Below are 19,884 nucleotides of genomic sequence, written 5' to 3' on the forward strand. Positions count from 1 at the left end.
TTCAGAAACCCAGGGTATACGTCAGGCCGATGGCGCCGGCGCCGAATAGCAGCCAGCACAGCAGCATCAGCGCCAGCGCGCGGCCGTAGCCCAGCCGCGGCACGCTGGGGAACAGCCGCGGCAGGGTGGCGTTCCAGCACAGCATCACGCCCAGGCCGGCGAGCAGCACGCCCACCGCCCAGATGCCCAGGTACAGCGCGAGCTGGCCCATCACTTGACGCGGCTGACGTATTCGCCGGTACGGGTATCGACCTTGATGACTTCGTCCTGGCCGACGAACAGCGGCACGCGCACCACGGCGCCGGTTTCCAGCGTGGCCGGCTTGCCGCCGCCGCCGGAGGTATCGCCGCGGACGCCCGGATCGGTCTCGGTGATCTTCAGTTCGACGAAGTTCGGCGGCGTCACCTGGATCGGGGTGCCGTTCCACAGCGTGACCACGCAGTCCTCCTCGCCCTTGAGCCACTTCTCGGCGCCGCCCATGCCGGCCTTGTCGGCCTGCACCTGCTCGAAGGTCTCCTGCTGCATGAAGTGCCAGTACTCGCCGTCGGAGTACAGGTACTGCATGTCGGTATCCACCACGTCCGCGGCCTCGACCGAGTCGGTGCTCTTCATGGTGATTTCCTGCACGCGGCCGCTCTTGATCAGGCGGTATTTCACGCGGGTGAAGGCCTGGCCCTTGCCCGGCTTGACGTACTCGGTGTCGCTGATGATCGCCGGTTCGTTGTTGATCAGGATCTTCATCCCGTTCTTGACATCGTTCATGCCGTAACTGGCCATGCGGAAACTCCTTGGGGTAAGACAAACCCGCCGCGTGGAGCGGCCGGCCGGTTAGAATCGGGGGCCCCGCCGCGACCGGCGGGTGTTTGTTTTCTGGCCCGATATGATAACCGCTGCCCCCAACCCCCGACAGCCTGCCCCACTGACGCCGCCCCGATGGCAGCAGGCGTGGCGCGACGCCGTGCGCGACCCGCGCGAGCTGCTTTCGCTGCTGGGGTTGGAGGCGATGGCCGAACGGGTCTCGGACCAGGCCGCCGCGCAGTTCCCGCTGCGGGTGCCGCGCGGCTTCGTGGCCCGCATGCGCCACGGCGATCCCACCGACCCGCTGCTGCGGCAGGTGCTGCCGCTGGACGAGGAAATGCGCCCGGTGGCCGGCTTCGGGCTGGACGCGGTAGGCGACGCGGCGGCGAAGAAAGGCACCGGCGTGATCCAGAAGTACCGGGGCCGCGCCCTGCTGGTGGCCACCGGCAGCTGCGCGGTGAACTGCCGCTACTGCTTCCGCCGCCACTTCCCCTATGCTGACGAGACCGCCGCGCGCGACGGCTGGCGCGAGGCGGTGGACCTGATCCGCGCCGACCCGGGCATCGACGAAGTGCTGCTGTCCGGCGGCGATCCGCTGTCGCTGGCCACGGGCAAGTTGGCCGAACTTACTGACGCACTGGCCACGATTCCGCACCTGAAGCGGCTGCGCATCCACAGCCGCCTGCCGGTGGTGCTGCCGGAGCGCATCGACGACACCCTGCTCGCCTGGCTGTCGTCCCTGCCCTGGCCGGTGGCGCTGGTCGTCCACGCCAACCATGCCAACGAGTTCGACGATGCCGTGGACGCCGCCCTGGCCCGCCTGCGCCGGGCGGGGGTCCACCTGCTGAACCAGGCCGTGCTGCTGCGCGGGGTCAACGACAGCGTGGACGTGCTGGCGGCGCTGAGCGAGCGCAGCTTCGCCGCCGGCGTATTGCCCTATTACCTGCACCAGTTGGACCGGGTGGCCGGCGTGGCCCATTTCGAAGTGGACGACGACCGCGCCCGCGCCCTGCACGCCGCCCTGGCCGCCCGGCTTTCCGGCTACCTGGTGCCCAGGCTGGTGCGGGAAATCCCCGGGGATACGGGCAAGCGGCCGCTTTGATGCAGGGAAGTCGTGCCTGACGGCGCTGTCAGGGGGTAAGTCGGCCGCTGCGCGGCCCGTGAGGAAAAGCGGTGTCCCCTTGCAGGCCGCGAAGCGGCCGACTTACGGCGCCGCCAGGCGCGACTTTCCCCTTCCCGGCGTGCGCAGCACGCGACTTCCCCGCTCTTCTGCGACGTCCGCATTGGACGCCCCTGCCGCCATCGTGTATTAAACGCCCTCCCCCGGCGGACGCGTTGCATGCAGATCGGCAAAGACACCACGCTACGACTGACCCTGATCGACGACAGCGGCGAAGACGCGGAAGCCGTGGTCAGTGCATTGCGCAACAGCGGCATCGCCGTGCGCCCGCTGCGTCCGCTGGACCCGGCCGAACTGGAGCAGATGGTCGCCGGCCAGCCGATGGACCTGGTGCTGGCCTCGCGCCTGGCCAGGGGCATCCCGCTGGCCACCGTGCTGTCGCAGGTGGACGCCAGCGGCAAGGACATCCCGGTCATCGTGCTGGCGGACAGCATCAACGAGGCCGACCTGCTGGCCGACCAGGCCGCCGGCGCCCGCGCCGTGGCCCTGCGCGGGCGCTTCGAGCACCTGCTGCCGGTGCTGCGCCGCGAATGGTCCGACCTGGACGCGCGCCGCTCGCAGCGCCGGCTGGAAGGCCAGTTGCGCGAGACCGAGCGCCGCTGCGACGCGTTGATCTCGTCCTCGCGCGATCCCATCGCCTACATCCACGAAGGCATGCACATCCGGGCCAACGACGCCTACCTGGAGATGTTCGGGTTCGAATCGTTCGAGGACGTGGAAGGCCTGTCGCTGCTGGACCTGATCGGCCCGCAGTATGTCAACGACTTCAAGGCCCTGCTGAAGAAGCTCAGCAAGGGCGAGCCGCCGCCGCCGCGCTTCGAGCTGGAAGCGCGCAGCATCGACGGCGACAGCTTCCCGGCGACGCTGGAATTCGCCACCGCCACCTACGAGGGCGAGTCCTGCGTGCAGGTGGTGTTCCGCCGCCGCGAGGAATTCGACCCCGAACTGGCGCGCGAGGTCGAGGACCTGCGCCAGCGCGACATGGTCACCGGGCTGATGAACCGCCCCACCTTCCTGCGCGAGCTGGAAACCGCGGTGGCGCAGGTCGCCAACGGCGAGGACCAGTTCGCCCTGCTGCTGGTCGAGCCCGACCACTACCAGCGCCTGCTGCAGGACATCGGCATCGACTCGGCCGATCACCTGGTCGCGGCGCTGGCGGCGCGCCTGTCGGAAAAGCTGGACGACGCCACCATCGCCGCCCGCTTCGGCGAGCGCACCTTCGCCGTGCTGCTGCGCGGCAACCACGCCCACACCGCGGCGTTGGCGGAGAAGCTGCGCGCGTCCTTCGCCTCGCACGTGTTCAACGTGGGCGAGCGTTCGGCGTCGGTCACCGCCAGCATCGGCGGCGTGCAGATCGGCGAGAAGATCGCCAGCGTCGGCCAGGTGCTGACGCGCGCCACCGACACCCTGCAGACCGCCACCAACCTGGGCGGCAACCGCTTCGAGATCTTCGACCCCGGCGCGGTGGACCGTGCCGAGGAAGAACGCGTGCAGAACTGGATCAACCGGTTGAAGGAAGCGCTGGAAGACGGCAGCTTCCGCCTGCACTACCAGCCGGTGGTCAGCCTGCAGGGCGAACCCGGCGAAGTCTACGAAGCGCTGCTGCGGCTGGAATCCAACGGCGAGCTGGTGCCGCCGCAGTCGTTCATCGGCATCGCCGAGGAACACGGCCTGCTGGACGCGATCGACCGCTGGGTGGTCAACCGCGCCATCGAGGTGCTCGCCGAACGCAAGCGCGCCGGCCACGAAACGCGACTGGTGGTGAAGGTCAGCCCCGCCTCGTTCGCCGACAACCGCCTGCTGCAGCTGATCGCGCAGCAACTGGCCGCGCACGACGTGCCCGGCGACCGCCTGTGGCTGCAGACGCCGGAAGCGAAGGTCTTCACCCATCTGCGGCAGGCGCAGGCGTTCCAGTCCGGCGCGGCCAAGCTGGGCTGCCGGGTGGGCCTGGAGCATTTCGGCGCGGGCCTGGATTCGTTCCAGTTGCTGTCGCACTTCGAGCCGACCTTCCTCAAGATCGACCGCGTCTTCAGCGAGGACCTGGGCAAGACGCCGGAGCACCAGCAGAAGATCCGCGAGATCACCGAACGCGCGCAGGCGCTGGGCATCATGACCGTGGCCGAGCACGTACAGGACGCGGCGACGATGGCGTTCCTGTTCACCTCCGGCGTGGATTACGTGGAAGGCAACTTCCTGGCTGCGTCGGCGCCGGTGATGAATTACGACTTCAGTTGAGGATCCTTGTAGGAGCGCCCCATGGGCGCGATGCTTTTCCATCGGCGGAACGAAAGGCATCGCGCCCATGGGGCGCTCCTACGGGAGGCGAGACGATGAACCCGCCTTACGGCGGGTTCATCGGTTTGTGGCTGACGCGATCTGCGGCTCAAACCACCGTACCCTGCTGCGCACGCAACGCGGCGATGCGCTCTTCCAGCGGCGGGTGGCTGAGAAACAACCTCTTCAGGCCATGGCCGATGCCGCCGGCGATGCCGAAGGCTTCCACCTGCGCCGGCAGCGTGCTGGGACGCTGCTGCTGCGACAGGCGTTCCAGCGCGGCGATCATCTTCTGCCGGCCGGCCAGCGTGGCGCCGCCATGGTCGGCGCGGAATTCGCGGCGACGCGAGAACCACATCGCGATCATCGTGGCGAACAGGCCGAACACGACTTCCAGCGCCATCACGATCAGGTAGTAGGCGAAGCCGCGGCCGTTGCCTTCGCGGTTGCCCGACAGGAAGCCGTCCACGATGCCGCCGACCACGCGCGCCAGCACGATGACGAAGGTGTTCAGCACGCCTTGCAGCAACGCCATGGTCACCATGTCGCCGTTGGCGACGTGGCTGACCTCATGGCCCAGCACGGCCTCGGCCTCGTCCCGGTTCATCGAGCGCAGCAGGCCGGTGGACACCGCGACCAGCGCGTTGTTGCGGTTGGCGCCGGTGGCGAAGGCGTTGATCTCCGGCGCGTCGTAGATGGCGACCTCCGGCATGCCGATGCCGGCGGCCTGCGCCTGGCGCTGCACGGTGGACACCAGCCAGCGTTCGGCGTCGTTGCGCGGCTGGGCGATGACCTGCGCGCCGGTGGCGCGCTTGGCCATCCACTTGGAGCTGAGCAGGGAGATCAGCGAACCGCCGAAGCCGAAGATCGCGGCCATGACCAGCAGGCCGCCCATCTGGTTCGGGTTGACGCCCAGCAACGACATGACAATGCCCGCCAGCACCAGCACGGCCAGGTTGGTGGCGAGGAACAGGGCGACACGACTGAACACGGTGGCTCTCCGGCAGGGATTGATCGGGAAGTGAGAACGCCTCAGAACTGCGGCTGCGACCGCTAGAATTCAAGCCGGCACCTGACTGCGGATTCAGCTTTCCCTCTGCCCCCGACGAATGACCGGACCCCTTCCCTACCGCGGCCGTTTCGCGCCCTCGCCCACCGGGCGGCTGCACTTCGGTTCGCTGGTGGCCGCGCTGGGCAGTTGGCTGCTGGCCCGGTACCACCGGGGCGAGTGGCTGGTGCGGGTGGAAGACCTCGATCCTCCGCGCGAAGTGCCCGGCGCCGCGCAGGCGCAACTGGCCACGCTGGCGGCCTTCGGCATGCCGTCCGACGGTCCGGTGGTCTGGCAGAGCCAGCGCCACGACCTGTACGCCGGGGCGCTGGCGCGATTGCTCGCCGACGGTTCCGCCTTCCAGTGCCATTGCAGCCGCGGCGACCTGGCCGCCGTGAACGGCATCCACCGGCAGTGCGTGGCGAGCGACCGTTCGCGTCCGCCGGCGGTGCGGCTGCGCGTGGCGGAGGGCGCGCGCATCGGTTTCGACGACGGCCTGCAGGGGCGTTTCGAGCAGGACGTCGACCGCGACGTCGGCGATTTCGTGCTGCGCCGCGCCGACGGCCACTGGGCCTACCAGTTGGCGGTGGTGGTGGACGACCACGCGCAGGGCATCACCGATGTGGTGCGCGGCGCCGACCTGCTGGATTCCACGCCGCGGCAGATCCTTTTGCAGCGGATGCTTGGACTGCCCACGCCGCGCTACCTGCACCTGCCGCTGATCCTGGACGCGCAGGGACAGAAGCTGTCCAAGTCGATGGCTGCCCTGCCGGTGGACGACGACGCGCCCGTGCCTGCGCTGATGGCCGCCTGGCAGGCGCTGGGACAGGACCCGGCGCCAATGGCGGGCATCCTTCCGGTATCGGGCTGGATGGCGGCCGCCTCGGCGCATTTCCGTCCGGAACGCCTGCCGAAAGTGACGTCCATGACTTTCGCTGCAGCGCACAACAACGCTGCCGCAAGCGCTGTCTAGAATCGGATGGCCGTCGGCTTGCGACGGTATCCGGAGAATCATTGACATGACATCGCGCGTCGTCCTGGTCACCGGCGGCACCGGAGGTATCGGTACCGCCATCTGCAAGAAGCTGGCCGACATGGGCCACCAGGTAGCCACCAACTACCGCAACGAAGAAAAGGCCCTCGCCTGGCAGGCGCAGATGAAGACCGACGGCTACGACATCGCGCTGGTCAAGGGCGACGTGACCTCGCCCGACGAGGCCGCGGCCATGGTCAAGGAAGTCGAACAGAAACTGGGCCCGGTCGAGGTGCTGATCAACAACGCCGGCATCACCCGCGACGGCACCTTCCACAAGATGAGCGCCCAGCAATGGGGCGACGTCATCAACACCAACCTCAACTCGGTCTTCAACGTCACCCGCCCGGTGATCGACGGCATGCGCGAGCGCAAGTGGGGCCGCATCATCCAGATCAGCTCCATCAACGGCCTGAAGGGCCAGTACGGCCAGGCCAACTACGCCGCCGCCAAGGCCGGCATGCACGGCTTCACGATTTCGCTGGCCCGGGAGAACGCCAAGCTGGGCATCACCGTCAACACGGTTTCGCCCGGCTATGTGGCCACCGACATGGTGATGGCGGTGCCGGAGGACGTGCGCGCCAAGATCGCCGCCGACATCCCGACAGGCCGGCTGGGCAAACCCGAGGAAATCGCCTACGCAGTCGCCTTCCTGGTCGACGAACAGGCCGCCTGGATCACCGGCTCCAACCTGGACATCAACGGCGGCCACCACATGGGGTGGTGAATCCCGGGCGCGCGGAGAGGCGAATCGGGCCGGGCGATGGATCGCCGGGACCCGTCGCCCGGGTCCGTCGCCTCCTCCGATCCACCTTTCATGCTGCGCAGCATTTTTCGACTTCCTGAACAGGGCGCCCCTGCCTTTCTCCAGTTGCAAGGGCTGCTGCGCTGCGTCATGCTGGCCCCATACGCGTTTAGAGTGAATGCTCAATGGCTGCGATCCGCATCATCAAGAAGTACCCCAACCGCCGTCTGTACGACACCGAGATTTCCAGCTACATCACCATCGAGGACGTGCGCCAGCTGATCGTCGATGGCGAGGACTTCGAGGTCCGCGACGCCAAGACCGGCGACGATCTCACCCGCACCGTTTTGCTGCAGATCATCAGCGAGCAGGAACAGGACGGCGAACCGGTGCTGTCCACCCAGTTGCTCAGCCAGATCATCCGTTTCTACGGCGACTCGCTGCAGGGCTTCATGGGCAACTACCTGGAGCGCAGCATGCAGCTGTTCATGGAACAGCAGCAGCAGTTCCGCAGCCAGATGGGCAACCTGCTGGGCCAGACCCCGTGGACCATGATGAACCAGTTGACCGAGCGCAACATGGAGCTGTGGCAGGAATTCCAGCGCAACCTCACCGGCGGGCTGGGCCGGCCCACCACGGTCAAGCCGAAGGAAACCCCGCGCGAAACGCCGAAAACGCGCGCGCGCTGAACCACCTCGTAGTGAAACCCGGCCCGCGCCCTCTTGCGCGGGCCTTTTTTTGACCGCGTATCCGCGCAGGGGAACATCAAGGGACATGCTGGCATGACACAACGTATTGCCGTGGTGACCGGCGGGCTGGGTGGCCTAGGAACGGAGATCTGCAAAGTATTGGCCCGTGCCGGCCGCCGCGTGATCGCCGCCGACCTGCCGCCGGGCACCGGACGGCTGGCCGCGTTCCAGGCGCAGACCGAAGGGCTGGACGTGCATTTCGCCGCCGCCGACGTGGGCGACTTCGACGCCTGCGCGGCGCTGGTGCGGCAGGTGCACGAACGGCACGGCGCCCTGGACATCCTGGTCAACAACGCCGGCATCACCCGCGACGCCACGCTGCGCAAGATGGACAAGGCGCAATGGGACGCGGTGCTGGGCATCAACCTGGACGGCGTGTTCAACCTGTGCCGCCACGTCGTGGACGGCATGCAGGCGCGCGGCTTCGGCCGCGTGGTCAACATCAGCTCGGTCAGCGGCCAGACCGGCAACTTCGGCCAGACCAACTACGCCGCCGCCAAGGCCGGCCTGCACGGTTTCACCATGGCGCTGGCGCGCGAAGTGGCCAGCAAGGGCGTCACCGTCAACAGCGTGTCGCCCGGCTACGTCGAAACGCCGATGACGCAGGCCATGCCCGCCGACGCGCGCGAGCGCACCATCGCCGCGGTGCCGGTCGGCCGCATCGGCCAGCCGGCCGACATCGCGCGCGCGGTGGCGTTCCTGGCGGCGGACGACGCCGGCTACATCACCGGCGCCAACCTGCCGGTCAACGGCGGGCTCTTCATGAGTTTCTGAGCGGGCGGTTATGCTTGCCTGCCGAGAAAGCACGAACGACAAGAACGAAAAGGAATCCGGATGAAACTGACCCCTCCCACCTTCGGTGTCTGGCTGATCGCCCTGCTGCTGGGCACGGGCGGCATCGCCGCCAAGTTCGGCTACGTGCCGGTGCTGGCCCCGCATGCATTCTGGCTGGTGGTCGCCGGCTTCGGCCTGCTGGTGCTGGCGACGCTCTTCGCCAAGCTCTGACGCCTCAGGCGCCTCGTTCCGCAGCCGGGACGAAGTGCCGCGGAGCCGGCACCTCACACTCCGATCGAATCGATCCGCAAAGCGACGTCGGCCCATGGATGGATACGAGGCATCGTTTGCTGCGCTCGCCTCCAGGCTATGCGCCGACGGCGTAGTGGCATACCGCCACACCCCCTGGCATGTGCCACAGGGCTATCGGATGGGGCTAAACTCCAACTGCGAGCGTTGATGAAGCCTTCCCCTCATGCACAGGAGGACTGATCGTGGACAAATCGTCTGTCGCGATGTTGACGCTCACACTGCTTCTTCTTTCATTGCCCGGCCTTTCCGGGTGTGCGTCCAAGGGAAAGGTAGTGCCGTGGTCGGCGACCTGCAAGACCGTGGGATGCACCGAACCCGTCGACATCGAGGGGGCCGGCGAAGGCTCGACCGTCCTGCTCGTCAACTGTTCGGATTCGGTCAGGGAACAGCGCCGCTACGCGCGCGTTTCAGGAGCCTGGATGCTACAGATGTACGAACTAGTTGCATCACCGGAATGCGTGGACCGGGAACCGTGACGCCGCAACCGGCTCTTCCATAAAACGGCGACCTTCGCTCCGATCGACTCACTCCGCACGCTGACGATCGGAAATCAATCACGGCAACGACCGCTTGACGGAGGAGTCCATGCATGGATGGTCAGGCGTCACTTGACGGTACGAAGTTTTCCGGCTGGTGTCACCGCGCGCTCCGGAGCCCGGGTGAGCGACTTGATGAAATCGACCCGACGGAAGCGAAGCGCGGACCAATCCTCGTCTATCGCCACCTGGCGCACGGCTTCGAACCCCGCCTGGCCGAGCACGCTCCAGCCACCATCCCGGTTGAACTCGCACTTGTAGCGTTTGGAGGTGTTTTTCGGGTATGCGATCCACAGAATGGCATCGCCATCCGCTGCCGCGGCAAGGGCGACGGATGCCTCATCCAACTGCTTCTGGGTGACGACGAAGGCCATGCCGAAATCGAGACTTGTTCCCTTGCCGGCTTCGCGGTTCACGCCGACACCGCCCAGCGCCCGGAGTTCGGGCTCGAACGACTCGGGCGCGTTGAGGACGACAATCGACCGTTGGTTCTTGAGATTGAGCTTCTTGAAAAGCGGAGTCATAGGAATATCTCCCGTGATGCCTGTCATCTGAGCCAAGCCGCCCTGTGAAGCAGTTCCGGCTCGAATGAACTGTCAGGCCTGCTTCGGTGCATTCTCCCGGATAAACCGTGGCTTTCCCTATCCTGCGATCAACAACAACCAAGAAGCGGCAGCCGAGCTGCCTGCATGTACGTCAGCCCCGTGGCCGCGCCCTGCACATGGCCCGTGTAGCCGACGCCCTGGTAGGCGGGCTTGCCAATCATTCGGAGCAGTTGTCCCCAACCACTTCAACTAAAAATCACTCTGGGCCCGGCTCTCGGCTCCTATTCTTTCCTCGCCTCTTCTCTTCCTAGATTACTCAGCGCATCGATGATCTCTTCAATCATCAATCCACGAGTGTTCGGCTCATCATTCTCATCGAGACCTGAACTCGATAGTTCATCGAGCAAAACATCTATGATTCTCGACACCTCCATTTCACTCACATGTCCATTTTTCATATCAGACACATGATGAAGACCATTTCCCTCGAGAATACTATTCAGAAGATCCTGAAGGTGGCGCTTCACTTTTTTGGCTCCTTCACACGAACTCCCTCGCTACCCTTTGCATGAGTAGTGATGACTTTCCCCTCACTATTGAGAACAACTCTCGCATTCTGTCCGGTATACGCAGTTTTCCCTTCCGATTGTTCAACCACCTTCGAAGGATTTCTGACCGCATCGAGAATAGCCTTGGGCGAAACACCTTTGCCTCCATCTCTGGAGATCGCTTGATTGAGGCCATGCCTGGTATAGCCTGTAATCTTGCCTGCGACTGCATTCTTTGCTCCGCCGGCTGGGCCTGTCACGCCCGCAGCTCCAGCGATCGTTTCACCAGCCGTGACAACTGCCGCAGGATTGGCTAAAACCACGGTAGCAGCTGGAACAGCTAGTGCGGCGCTGACACCTAAAGTTGCAGTGGCCGCCAAACCGCCTACTACTAGCGCATCCCCCCGATCCGCCCCAGGAATTGGGGCGTAGGGATTTGTCCTATCACTCCGAGGAGCAGGCAGAAAATCACAGAATATCCAACAACGCCCATCCGGATCCGTGAATTTGTAGGGGTTGTTGCCGGCATATCGGTAGCGATGGAAGTAGTTGACTGGATCGTCGTACGCCGTCACCGGGTCCACGGAGAGGAAGCACCCGCAGATGGGGTCATAGTAGCGCTGCTGCATGTACGTCAGCCCCGTGGCCGCGTCCTGCACGTGGCCCGTGTAGCCGATGCCCTGGTAGGCGGGCCTGCCGATCATCGCGCCGTACGGCTCGTAATCGTACCGCTCGATGACCTCCCCGGCCTGGTTGGTCACCGCCACCAGGCTGCCCAGCGCATCGGTGTGGATGTACTCCACCACCACCTGCGCACGGGCCGTTCCCATCACCCCCCACAGCAACAGCCAGGCCAGCGCCCAGCCGATCCATGGCTGCTGACCAAACCTGGATACCCCGCCCATCAGTTCGATACCCCCGCCGTCCACCCCGAGCACACCTGCGCATTGCAGGCGCGCACCTTGTAGGTCGCCCCGCAGGCCATGTCCACGATGTACACCGTCACCCCGGCCGACTGCGCCAGCGCCTCGTTCTCCAGCACCTCGTAGTACGTCGCACCCGACACCGCGTTCCAGCTCACCCGGCACATGAAGCGGCCCCCCAGCCCGACAAATGGGGACGGAGCCTGAGGTTTCCCCACGTTTTCATGCTGAGAACGCCATGTTCTGACTGGCTTCTGGCGAGAGCCGGTGTAGCGCATCCAGCATGGCTTGCACGGGACACGTGAGCCATCTTCGCAGCAGTGCTTCACGCCCCAGCCGGACCAGGCTGTACAGCCTTCGTGAGGCCGGATAGGGATTGAGGTTGTCCTGTGCATCAATCGCTTCGGCCGCCATGCCCGCCAGCCACGATACGAACATCGCCAGCGCATGCAACAGCAGCAACACCTCGATCCGTTCGCGCTTGCGGGTCAGACTGTCCTCGTAGGCATGCCCGTCACGATGGGACTTGAGGTCCCGGAAGCTCAACTCGATCTGCATGCGTCGACGGTACACCGCCACGATCTGCGGCACCGTCATGTTTTCCAGCGAAGGCGAGACGGCCAGCAGCCAGGGTTCGGCCTCGCGGCGGGCACATTGCCGGCTGTGCTTGTTGCGTCGCCGTGCGCCCTTGAGGGTGATGTGTTGCCGACCTTGCGGCGCCCGGGCGTAGAGCACCAGCCGCGCCTGGATCGGTGCGCTACGCACCAGATCGAACATCCCCAGGTTGCGCGCATGCGCCGGTCGCACCAACCCATGCAGGGCGCGGCAAGGCATCCACTGGTCCGGGCAATCCTCGACCTCGACCGGCTTGAGATGGGTGCGATGGCGCAGGCGCGTGATCCAGTGCCATCCCATCGCCTCGACCGTCCGGCACCAGGGGGCACGGAAGCCGGCATCGGTGACCAGGATCGGCCGGATATCGGGCGGCAACAGCGCCTTCAGGCACAGCAGGAAGCGACGTTCGGCCTTGGGGGAGGCCAGTTGCCGCTCCGGGAAGACCTGCTCGAACAGGGTCAGCGTGCGACCGCCCACCGGCACGGCCGCACGCAGCAGATGCCAGTGGCCGTCGGCCTTCAGGCGGCACCAGTCCACGACGATGATGGGCGCCGGCGTGCGGATCAGCCATTGCACCATGCCGCCATACAGGCGTTCGCGTTCGGCGTGCAGATGTCGGTTGCCGAGCAACCGATCCAGGCGCTTGAGCGGTGCACGGATGCGCTCGGCGCCGAGCCAGCTTCGGGCCAGGTCAATCAACACCAGACGGCGACCGGCCAACAACGACTCGACCGCCAACAACAGGATCTGTCGGCGCAGGGCATGCATGGGAGTCAGTGCCGAGGTCAGGCATCTTTGCAATACTTGAGTGGCGCGCATGGTCTGCGATCCTCATTGGTGTGGTAACCACGAAGATCGCGCCATGCGCGCACCTTTGCAAACTAGGATCAATGCAAATCATTGATCTGGAAAAGAAAAATGTGGGGAAACCACAGCCTCCGTCCCTGAGGTTTCCCCACGTTTTCATGCTGAGAACGCCATGTTCTGACTGGCTTCTGGCGAGAGCCGGTGTAGCGCATCCAGCATGGCTTGCACGGGACACGTGAGCCATCTTCGCAGCAGTGCTTCACGCCCCAGCCGGACCAGGCTGTACAGCCTTCGTGAGGCCGGATAGGGATTGAGGTTGTCCTGTGCATCAATCGCTTCGGCCGCCATGCCCGCCAGCCACGATACGAACATCGCCAGCGCATGCAACAGCAGCAACACCTCGATCCGTTCGCGCTTGCGGGTCAGACTGTCCTCGTAGGCATGCCCGTCACGATGGGACTTGAGGTCCCGGAAGCTCAACTCGATCTGCATGCGTCGACGGTACACCGCCACGATCTGCGGCACCGTCATGTTTTCCAGCGAAGGCGAGACGGCCAGCAGCCAGGGTTCGGCCTCGCGGCGGGCACATTGCCGGCTGTGCTTGTTGCGTCGCCGTGCGCCCTTGAGGGTGATGTGTTGCCGACCTTGCGGCGCCCGGGCGTAGAGCACCAGCCGCGCCTGGATCGGTGCGCTACGCACCAGATCGAACATCCCCAGGTTGCGCGCATGCGCCGGTCGCACCAACCCATGCAGGGCGCGGCAAGGCATCCACTGGTCCGGGCAATCCTCGACCTCGACCGGCTTGAGATGGGTGCGATGGCGCAGGCGCGTGATCCAGTGCCATCCCATCGCCTCGACCGTCCGGCACCAGGGGGCACGGAAGCCGGCATCGGTGACCAGGATCGGCCGGATATCGGGCGGCAACAGCGCCTTCAGGCACAGCAGGAAGCGACGTTCGGCCTTGGGGGAGGCCAGTTGCCGCTCCGGGAAGACCTGCTCGAACAGGGTCAGCGTGCGACCGCCCACCGGCACGGCCGCACGCAGCAGATGCCAGTGGCCGTCGGCCTTCAGGCGGCACCAGTCCACGACGATGATGGGCGCCGGCGTGCGGATCAGCCATTGCACCATGCCGCCATACAGGCGTTCGCGTTCGGCGTGCAGATGTCGGTTGCCGAGCAACCGATCCAGGCGCTTGAGCGGTGCACGGATGCGCTCGGCGCCGAGCCAGCTTCGGGCCAGGTCAATCAACACCAGACGGCGACCGGCCAACAACGACTCGACCGCCAACAACAGGATCTGTCGGCGCAGGGCATGCATGGGAGTCAGTGCCGAGGTCAGGCATCTTTGCAATACTTGAGTGGCGCGCATGGTCTGCGATCCTCATTGGTGTGGTAACCACGAAGATCGCGCCATGCGCGCACCTTTGCAAACTAGGATCAATGCAAATCATTGATCTGGAAAAGAAAAATGTGGGGAAACCACAGCCTCCGTCCCCTTTGGGTCGCTTTCTCGGCCCCACCCACCCCCAATTGAGGGTCTACTCTGATCCATGCTTCGTATGGCTTCCGCTTCTCGCAGAAGCCCATATCAGCAGCACAGCAAGCATAAGTATTCCACCGCCAATTATTTGATGATACGCCCCAAAATCAAATACAAAACCATACTTACTACTCCTGAAAAATTGAGATGAAAAAACCCTCACTCCTACAAGAGCTATCACTATCGGAATAATAAACTTTGAAAAGTTCACGATTTCCGTCCTCGTCCTAGCATAAGAAGCACGACCTAGCCTCATCTATGGATTGTAGGATCAGGCGGCGGCGGAGGTGGAGCCACTTGCACCTGTTCAATCTCACCGACCACCGCAGAGCCCAAACCAGCTGCAGCTCCTGCAGGCGTCATAGCCGGAGGGCCAGGAACAACATAGCTTGAAACTGCATCGGTTATCTTCTCCATGTTTGCCGCAGCAGAGACATACGCTCCTCTGACTATGTCAGCCTCTACCGTACCTGCGGCTGCGGCACCAATTGCCGCAGCCGTATTAGAAGCTGCATTCAATCCCTGCTGAGCCACTAGTCCCGTTTGCAAGCTTGCACTCTCAGCCGCAGTTGCCACCATCGCTGGAGCACCAACAGTAACAGCAAGGCCCGCTGTCGCGCCGACTGTAGCGACTACCACTGCACCACCCACGAGCAATGCATCCCCCCGATCCGCCCCAGGAATGGGGGCGTGAGGATTGGTCCTATCACCCCGAGGAAGAGGAAGGAAGTCGCAAAAAATCCAGCAACGGCCATCCGGATCAGTGAACCGGTAGGGGTTGTTGCCGGCATATCGGTAGCGATGGAAGTAGTTGACTGGATCGTCGTACGCCATCACCGGATCAACGGAGAGGAAACACCCGCAGATGGGGTCATAGTACCGCTGCTGCATGTACGTCAGCCCCGTGGCCGCATCCTGCACGTGGCCCGTGAAGCCGATGCCCTGGTAGTTCGGCTTGCCGATCACCGCGCCGTACGGCTCGTAATCGTACCGCTCGATGACCTCCCCGGCCTGGTTGGTCACCGCCACCGGACTGCCCAGCGCATCGGTGTGGATGTACTCCACCGTCGTCTGCGCACATAACACCGGAGCAAGCAGACAAAGAAAAATCGTGATCCCTGCCCGGATGGCTTGTATACCCGCCACTCCATTCCACATTCCAATACTCATATGCCTGCATCCATTCGAAACTCCCTGCTTGAAATGTCGCTGTCATGCGCCAGGCCTGCTACGCACAATTGAACTCGCAAAGGCGGCTATCTACCTATCATCGGTGGACGGAATGTCGCAGCAATAAGCATCACGCCAGGTGGGCGGCCTTCACTGCACAGCCGTCTGCTTGCAGAACCTCTGCCGGTATTCCATCGCTTTCGGCATCAGCGCGGTCAGGTTCTGGATGCGCGTGCCGGGATTGGGGTGGGTGGAAGAAAACTCGGGCGGCGCCTGCCCGCCGCTGGCTTCGCTCATGCGCTCCCACAGCGGCACGGCTTCCTGCGGATTGAAGCAGGCCGCGGCGGCCAGCATCAGGCCCACTTCGTCGGCCTGCGTCTCGTGCGTGCGCGCATACGGCAGCAGGTAGCCGTAGCCCATCGCGGCCATCACCATCTGTTGCTGCTGCGGGTCCATGCCGCTCATCGCGCCGGCCATCTGACCGATCTGGGTGAGCTTCTGCTGCGACATGCGCTGCGCGCCGTGGCGCAGCAGGGCATGGGCGATCTCGTGCCCCATCACCACCGCCACCGCATCGGCGTTCTGCGCCACCGGGATCAAGCCGGTGTAGACCGCCATCTTGCCGCCCGGCAGGCAGAAGGCGTTGGCCTGGTCGGACTGGATGACGTTGACGTCCCAGTCGAACGACTTCCAGTTGCCGCTGGGCTGCGTGCCGCGTTCCTGCGCGATGGCCGCCTCCACCTCGGGCACCTTGGCGATAAGCCGCTGCGCGATGGCCCGCACCTGCTGTGCGATCTGCGAGTTCGGGTCCACCGGGCGCTCCTGCGACAGGATCTCCTGGTAGGCCTGCAGGCCCAGCGCCTTTTCCTCCTCCACGCCGATGGAGCCGTCGATCAGCACCTTCTCGCCGGTATAGGGGTCCACCGTGCGGTTGGAGAGGTAGTAGCACCCGCCGTAGACCAGGAACCCCAGCAGGATCAGCCAGCGCACGTTACCGAAAAGACCGCGCCCCTGCGGCGCAGCACGCTGCTCGTGGCGGCCCCGACCAAATGGATCTTGCCTCATCACCCTCTCCTTGGCGGCTAGATGCCGCGGACCACGCGGAAGCCCACCCGCGCATTAGTCATATCCGAATCCGAGGACGAACGCCATGCGGCACGCGCATGCGCCGGCGAACTGGCCCACGAACCGCCCCGGACCACGCGCGAGCGGCAGCCCGGATTGAACCACGCCGCGCCGTCGGCCGGCGCGCGGCGGTAGCTGGCGTGCCAGCAGTCGGCCACCCATTCGCTGGTGTTGCCGCCCAGGTCCTTGAGGCCCCAGGCATTGGCACGGAAGCGGCCGACCGGCGCCGGCCCCCAGTAGCCGTCGCCATAGCCTACGAAGGCGTTGTTCCAGCGCCGGCCGCCCGGCGACACGTCGTTGCCGCCGGTCAGGTTGCCGAAACCGCGCGGGGGCTGCCCGTTGCCCCAGGGGTAGCGGCCCTGTTCGCCGGACCGCAGGGCATATTCGTATTCGGCCTCGCTGGGCAGGCGGTAACCGTGGCCGGTCTGTCCGGCCAGCCATTCCGCGTAGGCTTCGGCGTCGTACACGCTGACGTGCAGCACCGGCATGTCGTCGGCCGCCGGATCGCCGGCATGGTCCGAACGCCAGTCCACCCCGCTGCGCCGCACGAAGTTGCCGCTGCGTTCGTCGTAGACGATGGAATGTCCGCGGCGCGTGGCGCGGGGCCGGTACTGGGTGGCTTCGACGAAGCGGCGGAACTCGCCCACCGTGACCGCATGCCGCGACATGGCGAAACCGCGGTCGAAGCGCACGTAGTGCGAAGGCTTCTCGGCATCGACGGCTTCCAGTTCGTCATCGGCGGCGCCCATCCGGAAGCCGCCATGCGGCACCACCACCATTTCCGGCCCGCGCCCGCCGTTGTGCAGGGCATCGGTGAAGGCCTGCCCCGGGCGGAACAGGCCGTAATGGGTGGCCAGGTCGATCCGCTCGCGGAAATCGGCCGCCACGCGGTCGCCGGGCTCGGCGATGCGCAGCACTTCGGCCAGCTTGCCGCGCGCCTCCTTCAGGCCGGCCGGCGTGGCCAGGTCGCGCAGGCCGCTGTCGCGCAGTTCGGCGATGCGGGCCATGCGGATGGCATTCACCCGCTGGCGCGCATCCGCCACGGTCGGGGCGTCCTCGCGCACCCGCGCGGCATGGCCCAGCCAGACCAGCGCGGTGTCGAAATCGCTGGCCAGCGCGGCCTCCTCGGCGTGGCGGATCATGGCGCTTTCCACCGCCGCCACGCCCTGCAACGCGCGCGCCTGGCCGGGTTTCCATTTCAGCACTTCGCGGAAACCCGCCAGCGCGCCACCGCCGTTCTCGCCCAGCCGGCCTTCGCGCAGGGCGCGCTCGCTGGCCAGGTTCAGCCTGGTGAGCTGGTCCACTTCGTCCACCCGGCCCAGGTAGGCCAGCACGGCCTCGTCCTCCGGCGATACCGCACGCGCCACGGCCGCGATGGCGCGCGCGCGGCGCAGGGATTCGGTGCGGTCGTCCGCGAACCGCAATGCCTGCGCGCCCTGCTCCAGCAGCCGGTCCAGGCTGCGCTCCAGGCCGGTTTTGGCGCGGGCGTCCTGCGGGTCCTGCCGCAGCAAGGCCAGGTAAAGCGGGATCGCGTCCTCGCCAGTATCGAACAGGCGGCCGTCGGCCAGCGCGCGTTCGGCGCGACGAAGCGTGGCTGCGCGCGCTTCGTCGCCCAGGTCCACCGCCGGCGGCTGCCAGTTCAGCTCGCCGATGCCGCTGTCATCGCCGCTCACCGTCACCGTGGGCATGCGCGGGGGGCCGTCGGCCGCATCGTCGCCCAGTGCCGGCGCCGCGTCGCGCGAGCAGGCGCCCAGCAGGCATGACGACAGCAACAGCGTGGTGAGGATCGCGCGCAAACAACCTCCGTGCATCGAACGGGCCACCGCCCGGCGGTATCCGGCGGTGCGACGTTAGGCTATTGTCCCCTGCCTGAGCAAACGACGCACCAAGCGGAGATTTCGTGCCCCACTGGATCGACACCCCCACCGCGCTGGATGCGCACCTGCGGCACCGCCCGGCCCGCATCGGCCTGGATACCGAGTTCGTGCGCGAACGCACCTTCTGGCCCCAGCTGGCCTTGGTGCAGATCGCGGTGGACGACCAGATGCTGCTGGTCGACCCGCTGGCCGCCGGCATGACCGACGCGCTGAAGCCGGTGCTGGCGGACACCGCCATCACCAAGGTCATGCACAGCGCCAGCGAGGATCTGGTGGCGTTCAAGTTCACCTGTGGCGTGCTGCCCACGCCCTTGTTCGATACGCAGATGGCCGCCGCCCTGGCCGGTGTGGCCGCCGGCATCGGCTACCAGAAACTGGTGGAACGCATCGCCGGCGTCGCCTTGCCCAAGGGCGAGACGCGCTCGGACTGGCTGCGCCGGCCGCTGAGCGAAGCTCAGCTGCACTACGCGGCCGACGACGTGCGCTACCTGTTCGCCATGCACGACGCGCTGGAAACGCGGCTGCGCGAAGCCGGACGGTTGCAATGGCTGCAGGACGACTGCGCGCGCTTCGTCGAGAATGCCGCGCAGGACGATGTGGAACGCTGGCCGCACCTGTCCCTGCGCAGCGCGCAGTTCCTGGATGCCGACGCGCAGCGCCGCCTGGTCCGCCTGCTGCGCTGGCGCGATGCGCAGGCGCGCAGCAGCGACAAGCCGCGCAGCTGGATCCTGGACAACGAACTGGCCGTGGGCCTGGCGCGCAATCCGCCTGCCGACCGCGCCGCCTTGCAGAAAGTGTTCGACGCGCAGCCCAAGGCCCCGCGCAAGCTGGCCGACGCGGTGTGGAACGCGCTCGGCACGCCCCTGCCCGACGAGGCCGACGCGCCGCTGGCCCGCAACGCGACCGATAGCGACAAGGCTGCGCTGAAACGCCTGCAGGACGCGGTTTCGCAGCGCAGCGCGGAGCTGGGCCTGCCCGATGGCGTCCTGGCCTCGCGCCGCTACCTGGAGGCGTTGCTGGAATCGGGCCGCTGGCCCGGGGCGCTGTCCGGCTGGCGCCGCGCCGAACTGGAACCGGTGCTCGCCCCGCTGCTGAATCCGGCGGGCTTGGCACCGGCCACGCCGACGGGCTAAAATCGCCGCGTCCATCTTGGGGCCATAGCTCAGCTGGGAGAGCGCGTCGTTCGCAATGACGAGGTCGGGAGTTCGATCCTCCCTGGCTCCACCAAAATCGAAAGGCCAGGCGAAAGCCTGGCCTTTTTGTTGCCCGCGAGGAAACGGTAGACG

Annotated in this window: 21 protein-coding genes and 1 tRNA gene; 10 read left to right on the plus strand and 12 right to left on the minus strand. The window is 65.9% G+C overall.

The window, feature by feature from the left end:
• Position 1 precedes the first annotated feature (1 nt).
• On the minus strand, positions 2-211 hold the full coding sequence (locus AAD027_RS10385) for a hypothetical protein (RefSeq protein WP_341725960.1): 210 nt from the start codon (positions 209-211) through the stop codon (positions 2-4).
• Positions 211-777 carry an elongation factor P gene (gene efp, locus AAD027_RS10390; RefSeq protein ID WP_341725961.1) on the minus strand — a complete coding sequence of 189 codons (567 nt, stop codon included), beginning with the start codon at positions 775-777 and terminating at the stop codon, positions 211-213. The genes AAD027_RS10385 and efp overlap by 1 nt, the downstream gene beginning before the upstream one ends.
• 103 nt (positions 778-880) lie before the next feature.
• On the opposite strand from efp, the gene epmB reads away from it, so the two are divergent.
• Both epmB and AAD027_RS10400 read left to right on the plus strand, forming a co-directional pair.
• On the plus strand, positions 881-1,900 hold the full coding sequence (gene epmB, locus AAD027_RS10395) for an EF-P beta-lysylation protein EpmB (RefSeq protein ID WP_341725962.1): 1,020 nt from the start codon (positions 881-883) through the stop codon (positions 1,898-1,900).
• Positions 1,901-2,137: 237 nt separating this feature from the next.
• Complete coding sequence (locus tag AAD027_RS10400) at positions 2,138-4,213, plus strand: EAL domain-containing response regulator (protein ID WP_341725963.1); 2,076 nt, start codon at positions 2,138-2,140, stop codon at positions 4,211-4,213.
• Positions 4,214-4,361: 148 nt separating this feature from the next.
• Here the strand turns inward: AAD027_RS10400 and htpX are convergent, their stop codons facing one another.
• Complete coding sequence (gene htpX / locus AAD027_RS10405; protein ID WP_341725964.1) at positions 4,362-5,243, minus strand: protease HtpX; 882 nt, start codon at positions 5,241-5,243, stop codon at positions 4,362-4,364.
• Positions 5,244-5,361: 118 nt separating this feature from the next.
• Here htpX and gluQRS point away from each other — a divergent pair, with 118 nt between their 5' ends.
• The 6 genes from gluQRS to AAD027_RS10435 all read left to right on the plus strand — a co-directional run bounded on the left by gluQRS (position 5,362) and on the right by AAD027_RS10435 (position 9,389).
• Positions 5,362-6,273, plus strand: a complete 912-nt coding sequence (gene gluQRS, locus AAD027_RS10410; protein ID WP_341725965.1) for a tRNA glutamyl-Q(34) synthetase GluQRS — start codon at positions 5,362-5,364, stop codon at positions 6,271-6,273.
• Positions 6,274-6,319: 46 nt separating this feature from the next.
• Positions 6,320-7,060 carry an acetoacetyl-CoA reductase gene (phbB, locus tag AAD027_RS10415; RefSeq protein WP_341725966.1) on the plus strand — a complete coding sequence of 247 codons (741 nt, stop codon included), beginning with the start codon at positions 6,320-6,322 and terminating at the stop codon, positions 7,058-7,060.
• Positions 7,061-7,263: 203 nt separating this feature from the next.
• Positions 7,264-7,767 (plus strand): polyhydroxyalkanoate synthesis repressor PhaR, encoded by a 504-nt coding sequence (phaR, locus tag AAD027_RS10420; protein ID WP_341725967.1) that lies wholly within the window; start codon positions 7,264-7,266, stop codon positions 7,765-7,767.
• Between the two features lie 93 nt (positions 7,768-7,860).
• Entirely contained in the window at positions 7,861-8,601 is a 741-nt protein-coding gene (gene phbB / locus AAD027_RS10425; protein ID WP_341725968.1) for an acetoacetyl-CoA reductase, read from the plus strand.
• A gap of 60 nt (positions 8,602-8,661) precedes the next feature.
• Positions 8,662-8,832, plus strand: coding sequence for a hypothetical protein (locus AAD027_RS10430; protein ID WP_341725969.1), 171 nt, complete (start codon positions 8,662-8,664; stop codon positions 8,830-8,832).
• Between the two features lie 263 nt (positions 8,833-9,095).
• Entirely contained in the window at positions 9,096-9,389 is a 294-nt protein-coding gene (locus AAD027_RS10435) for a hypothetical protein (protein WP_341725970.1), read from the plus strand.
• Between the two features lie 128 nt (positions 9,390-9,517).
• On the opposite strand, the gene AAD027_RS10440 is transcribed toward AAD027_RS10435, so the two are convergent.
• The 9 genes from AAD027_RS10440 to AAD027_RS10480 form a co-directional block, all read right to left on the minus strand.
• Positions 9,518-9,973, minus strand: coding sequence for a hypothetical protein (locus AAD027_RS10440; RefSeq protein ID WP_341725971.1), 456 nt, complete (start codon positions 9,971-9,973; stop codon positions 9,518-9,520).
• Between the two features lie 302 nt (positions 9,974-10,275).
• Entirely contained in the window at positions 10,276-10,521 is a 246-nt protein-coding gene (locus AAD027_RS10445) for a hypothetical protein (RefSeq protein ID WP_341725972.1), read from the minus strand.
• On the minus strand, positions 10,518-11,447 hold the full coding sequence (locus tag AAD027_RS10450; protein WP_341725973.1) for an RHS repeat-associated core domain-containing protein: 930 nt from the start codon (positions 11,445-11,447) through the stop codon (positions 10,518-10,520). Before AAD027_RS10450 ends, AAD027_RS10445 begins: the two co-directional genes overlap by 4 nt.
• Positions 11,447-11,632, minus strand: coding sequence for a hypothetical protein (locus tag AAD027_RS10455; RefSeq protein WP_341725974.1), 186 nt, complete (start codon positions 11,630-11,632; stop codon positions 11,447-11,449). Before AAD027_RS10455 ends, AAD027_RS10450 begins: the two co-directional genes overlap by 1 nt.
• A 55-nt stretch (positions 11,633-11,687) precedes the next feature.
• Positions 11,688-12,899, minus strand: coding sequence for an IS4 family transposase (locus AAD027_RS10460; protein ID WP_425605436.1), 1,212 nt, complete (start codon positions 12,897-12,899; stop codon positions 11,688-11,690).
• A gap of 144 nt (positions 12,900-13,043) precedes the next feature.
• Positions 13,044-14,255: an IS4 family transposase gene (locus tag AAD027_RS10465; protein WP_425605436.1), complete on the minus strand. Its 1,212-nt coding sequence runs from the start codon at positions 14,253-14,255 to the stop codon at positions 13,044-13,046.
• A gap of 423 nt (positions 14,256-14,678) precedes the next feature.
• Complete coding sequence (locus AAD027_RS10470) at positions 14,679-15,596, minus strand: RHS repeat domain-containing protein (RefSeq protein ID WP_341725976.1); 918 nt, start codon at positions 15,594-15,596, stop codon at positions 14,679-14,681.
• A 150-nt stretch (positions 15,597-15,746) separates the two neighbouring features.
• On the minus strand, positions 15,747-16,661 hold the full coding sequence (locus AAD027_RS10475; RefSeq protein WP_341725977.1) for a M48 family metallopeptidase: 915 nt from the start codon (positions 16,659-16,661) through the stop codon (positions 15,747-15,749).
• 17 nt (positions 16,662-16,678) lie between these two features.
• Positions 16,679-18,532: a formylglycine-generating enzyme family protein gene (locus AAD027_RS10480; RefSeq protein WP_425605437.1), complete on the minus strand. Its 1,854-nt coding sequence runs from the start codon at positions 18,530-18,532 to the stop codon at positions 16,679-16,681.
• 89 nt (positions 18,533-18,621) lie between these two features.
• Between AAD027_RS10480 and rnd the strand changes: the two genes are divergently transcribed.
• The gene (gene rnd, locus AAD027_RS10485) at positions 18,622-19,731 is read left to right on the plus strand and encodes a ribonuclease D (protein WP_341725978.1); all 1,110 of its coding nucleotides are present in this window, start codon (positions 18,622-18,624) and stop codon (positions 19,729-19,731) included.
• Positions 19,732-19,749: 18 nt separating this feature from the next.
• Positions 19,750-19,825: transfer RNA gene (locus AAD027_RS10490), tRNA-Ala, on the plus strand.
• Positions 19,826-19,884: the final 59 nt, after the last annotated feature.

This window comes from Pseudoxanthomonas putridarboris (genome assembly GCF_038321125.1).
In the GTDB taxonomy this organism is placed as follows: Bacteria; Pseudomonadota; Gammaproteobacteria; order Xanthomonadales; family Xanthomonadaceae; genus Pseudoxanthomonas_A; species Pseudoxanthomonas_A putridarboris.

Coding starts and splice junctions, on each gene's coding strand:
- AAD027_RS10450 (WP_341725973.1), bottom strand. CDS start 11,447: ATGGGCGGGGTATCCAGGTTTGGTCAGCAGCCATGGATCGGCTGGGCG.
- AAD027_RS10475 (WP_341725977.1), bottom strand. CDS start 16,661: ATGAGGCAAGATCCATTTGGTCGGGGCCGCCACGAGCAGCGTGCTGCG.
- AAD027_RS10460 (WP_425605436.1), bottom strand. CDS start 12,899: ATGCGCGCCACTCAAGTATTGCAAAGATGCCTGACCTCGGCACTGACT.
- phbB (WP_341725968.1), top strand. CDS start 7,861: ATGACACAACGTATTGCCGTGGTGACCGGCGGGCTGGGTGGCCTAGGA.
- epmB (WP_341725962.1), top strand. CDS start 881: ATGATAACCGCTGCCCCCAACCCCCGACAGCCTGCCCCACTGACGCCG.
- AAD027_RS10385 (WP_341725960.1), bottom strand. CDS start 211: ATGGGCCAGCTCGCGCTGTACCTGGGCATCTGGGCGGTGGGCGTGCTG.
- efp (WP_341725961.1), bottom strand. CDS start 777: ATGGCCAGTTACGGCATGAACGATGTCAAGAACGGGATGAAGATCCTG.
- AAD027_RS10455 (WP_341725974.1), bottom strand. CDS start 11,632: ATGTGCCGGGTGAGCTGGAACGCGGTGTCGGGTGCGACGTACTACGAG.
- AAD027_RS10440 (WP_341725971.1), bottom strand. CDS start 9,973: ATGACTCCGCTTTTCAAGAAGCTCAATCTCAAGAACCAACGGTCGATT.
- AAD027_RS10470 (WP_341725976.1), bottom strand. CDS start 15,596: ATGAGTATTGGAATGTGGAATGGAGTGGCGGGTATACAAGCCATCCGG.
- AAD027_RS10400 (WP_341725963.1), top strand. CDS start 2,138: ATGCAGATCGGCAAAGACACCACGCTACGACTGACCCTGATCGACGAC.
- AAD027_RS10480 (WP_425605437.1), bottom strand. CDS start 18,532: ATGCACGGAGGTTGTTTGCGCGCGATCCTCACCACGCTGTTGCTGTCG.
- phaR (WP_341725967.1), top strand. CDS start 7,264: ATGGCTGCGATCCGCATCATCAAGAAGTACCCCAACCGCCGTCTGTAC.
- gluQRS (WP_341725965.1), top strand. CDS start 5,362: ATGACCGGACCCCTTCCCTACCGCGGCCGTTTCGCGCCCTCGCCCACC.
- AAD027_RS10430 (WP_341725969.1), top strand. CDS start 8,662: ATGAAACTGACCCCTCCCACCTTCGGTGTCTGGCTGATCGCCCTGCTG.
- phbB (WP_341725966.1), top strand. CDS start 6,320: ATGACATCGCGCGTCGTCCTGGTCACCGGCGGCACCGGAGGTATCGGT.
- AAD027_RS10465 (WP_425605436.1), bottom strand. CDS start 14,255: ATGCGCGCCACTCAAGTATTGCAAAGATGCCTGACCTCGGCACTGACT.